This window comes from Bacteroidota bacterium (assembly GCA_036522515.1).
Lineage (GTDB): Bacteria > Bacteroidota > Ignavibacteria > UBA10030 > SZUA-254 > VBOC01.
Window position 1 is genome coordinate 1 of sequence record DATDFQ010000039.1, and the last position, 3,466, is coordinate 3,466.

Here is a 3,466-nt window from a genome sequence, read left to right on the forward strand (position 1 = left end):
CCCGCCGGCGACACGGCCCGGCGCGTCCGGCCGGGCATGAATCGCGTCGACGGCGTTGATCAGAATATTGATGAACACCTGCTCGATCTGGTCCGGCACGAGCGGAAGCTGGGGAATCGATTCCGCAAAATCGACCCCGAAGGAGATCCCCTTGGATTTCTTTCCGATGCGGACGATCTCCACCGAATCCTTGATGCACTTGTTGACGTCGGTGAGCTGGACTTCGTAGCTCGACCGCCGCGAGAAATCGACAAGGTCCCGGATGATCTTCGAGATGCGGTTGATCTGGCTTTTGATGAGCTCGAGCTTGTCCTGCGTGAAATCGTCGGCCGTCGTCCTCTGGATGACCTGGACGAGGGACGAAATCGAGGTGAGCGGGTTCCCGACCTCGTGGGCCAGGCCGGCGGCGAGCATGCCGATGCTCTCCATCTTCTGCGCGTGAATCAGCTGCTGCTCGAGGCTCTTCTGTCCCGTGATATCCCGGTGCACACCGAAGAATCCCACGATCTTTCCGGCCGCATCGATGATCGGCGAAATCAGCAACTGGGTAAAGAACGGTTCCCCCGACCGGCGGCGGTTTTCGATCTCCCCGACCCAGACCCTGCCCGAAGTGATCGTCTTCCACATCCCCTCCCAGAACCGCCTGGGGTGCTTCCCGCTCCCGAAGACGTTCGGATTCTTGCCGACGAGCTCTTCCTTCGAGTACCCGCTCGCCTTCTCGAAGGCCGGGTTGACGTAGACGATCCGGCCGTTCGGATCGGTGATCTCGATGGGGTTTACGGTGAAATGAGCGATGTTGGAGAAGCGGAGCAAATCGAGCTCCTTCCGCTTCTCTTCCGAGACATCGCGCCCTGTCAGGACGCGGCGATCCTCCCCTCCCCCGCCCGGAGAATAACACCCCACGGTGAAGTCGACGCTTGTCCCGGATCCGTCCGACGCCCTGAGGAGGATTTCCGCCTGCCGGAGCCCGCGGCCGGCGAGAGTGTCCGACAGGGCGTGCATCATCCGGTCGCGCTCGGCGGGCATGCACCAGTCGTAGAACGACGATCCGATCAGCGATTTTCCGGGGGCTTTCAACACGTCCGATGTACGCCGGTTGACCTGAAGAATCGATCCCTCCGGCGACACGACAAGAATCAGATTCGGGGACGCGTCGAGGAAATCCTGCGGAAGGAGGGTTTTCCCCCGCGCAGCATTCTTCGGACGGGGCTTTATCATTTTCATTCGGGCCAGCTTGCGCGCTCCAGCAAAAATGTCGCCGCAATGTAGCGATTTCGCCGATGATTTTCCCGCAACCCCGAATTGTCGTACTGTCTCAATTTCACCAAACATGTCATCCTGAGGGAGCGGAGCGACCGAAGGATCTCGTCTTTCCTATCTGCAAGATCCTTCGCTTCGCTCAGGATGACACAATAAGACACTACCCCATGTGTGGGTAATAATTCAGTTTAGTCCTCAGACCGTCCGGGAATAGAGGGGCGTTCGCTGCCGGTCCTCCAGGAGATACGCGTCGAAACACATCGCAATATTGCGGAGGAACAACCTGCCCGGCGACGTCACGGTGAGAAGTTCCGGCGTCCTCGTCACGAGGCCGTCGTCGATGAGGGGACGGAGTTTTTCCAGGGCTTCGCGGAAGTATTCGTCAAAGTGGATTTCAAATTCCTTTCCGAGGCGGACGGTATCGAGCTGAAGATCGCACATCAGTCTCATGATCACGGACTTCCTGAGCTGATCGTCCGGGGTCATCCGGTATCCGACGCGCGTCGCGAAGGTTCCCGCGTCGATGGCGCGGTAGTATTCCTGCAGAGTCTTGGCGTTCTGTCCATAATAAGTGCCGAAATGGCTGATCGCCGACATCCCCAATCCGTACATATCCGATCCCGCCCTGGTCGAGTACCCCTGGAAGTTCCGGCGGAGGGTGCCGTTTCGCTGGGCCCGTGCCAGCTCGTCGTCCGGCCTGGCGAAGTGGTCCATTCCGATATAGTCGTATCCCGCCTCGGAGAGCCGCCCGATCGTGGAAAAGAGAAGCTCGAGCTTCGATTCCGGCGAGGGGAGATCTTCCGGCCGGATCACCCTCTGGTGGGGCTTGATGCGGGGAACGTACGCGAAGTTATAGACGGCGATCCGTTCCGGAAACATTCCGCAGACCCTGGAGAGGGTTTTCTCGAACGACGAGGCGGTCTGGAAGGGAAGGCCGTAGATGAGATCGATGTTGAGTCCCGTAAATCCGAGCTCGCGGCTCCAGTCGATGGCCTGGCGGGTGATGAATTCGCTTTGAACGCGGTTCACCGCCTTCTGCACGATCGGGTCGAAGTCCTGCACTCCGACGCTCATGCGGTTGAAGCCGGCTTCCCGGAGCGACAGGAGATGGTCGTACATCAGCTCCCTCGGATCGACCTCGACGCTCACTTCCGCGTCTTCGTCAAACCGGAACGACTTGCGAATGTGCGATCCCAGGTCCCGAATCTGCGCGGGCGTGAGGTACGTGGGGGATCCTCCGCCCCAATGCATCTGGACGACCCTACGACCGGGATTCAGCCGGGCCGCGAGGAGATCGATTTCCGTTTTGAGATAGCGGATATATTCTTCCATCCGTCCCCGGTCGTGCGTGATCACGGTCGTGCACCCGCAGAAGTAACAGAGCGTGTCGCAGAAAGGGATGTGAAAGTAGAGCGACAGGTCCTGGTTCTGGGGGGAGCTCTCTACCGATTGAATCGCAGAGAGATGTTCGTTCGGCCCGTATTCCGCCGAGAATACCGGCGCGGGAGGATAGCTCGTGTAGCGGGGACCCGGTCGATCATATTTCCGGATCAGTTCGAGAACTTTTTCGTTCATTCTTTCACCCTGATAGTGAAGCTCGACTCTCCGTTTGCGGTCGGGCAGGGATGATTCCCCGCTTCCGGCGACGGACTCATGCCGGGTATATGGCAATTCCTGTGCCATGGACGACCCTCGTCCGAAATGAGATCCGCGCACGGATTATCGCGGTATTCCGGCGAAATAGCACGACATTTCTCAATCTTGAGAATCGAGGGGCGCCTTTGTATCAGGAATGGGTTGATCGGGTGAGGGTGGTGGGTCTAAAACACGTGGCCCTTCTTGAACTGGAGGACGCTCACGCTTGTGATGACCGTTGCGATCGCAAGCAGAACTCCCAGGTTCGGGAGGATGTCGACGAGGGGGGCGCCCCGCCAGAGGACCTGCAGAAAGCCGTCCATCGACCAGTAGACGATCGTCCCTTTGCTGATCGTCTGAATGTACCCGGGCATGAACGAGGTGGGGAACCAGGCGCCGCCGATGGAGCTCATCGTGAGGATCAGGAAGGTCCCGAGTCCGTTCGCCTGGGAGGACGTTTTGGAAACCGCGGAGAGGAGCATCCCGAACGAGGTGCAGGCCATCGCGGCCGCGACCAGGATCAGAGTAAGGTTCACAAAATTCGACATGATATCGATCTTGAAGAGCAGGG

The 3,466-nt window shown here is 59.1% G+C and carries 3 protein-coding genes; all 3 read right to left on the reverse strand.

Going from position 1 to position 3,466, the window contains the following annotated elements:
• Positions 1 to 1,224: PAS domain S-box protein (locus tag VI215_05655; protein HEY6191797.1), on the reverse strand; the 1,224-nt coding region annotated here is incomplete at its 3' end.
• A gap of 231 nt (positions 1,225 to 1,455) precedes the next feature.
• Positions 1,456 to 2,835, reverse strand: coding sequence for an oxygen-independent coproporphyrinogen III oxidase (gene hemN / locus VI215_05660; protein ID HEY6191798.1), 1,380 nt, complete (start codon positions 2,833 to 2,835; stop codon positions 1,456 to 1,458).
• Between the two features lie 245 nt (positions 2,836 to 3,080).
• The coding region (locus VI215_05665; GenBank protein HEY6191799.1) for an ABC transporter permease at positions 3,081 to 3,466 on the reverse strand (386 nt) is incomplete at its 5' end.

Excerpts from the sequence above, each read along its gene's own strand:
- hemN (HEY6191798.1), bottom strand. The coding sequence starts at position 2,835 with ATGAACGAAAAAGTTCTCGAACTGATCCGGAAATATGATCGACCGGGT.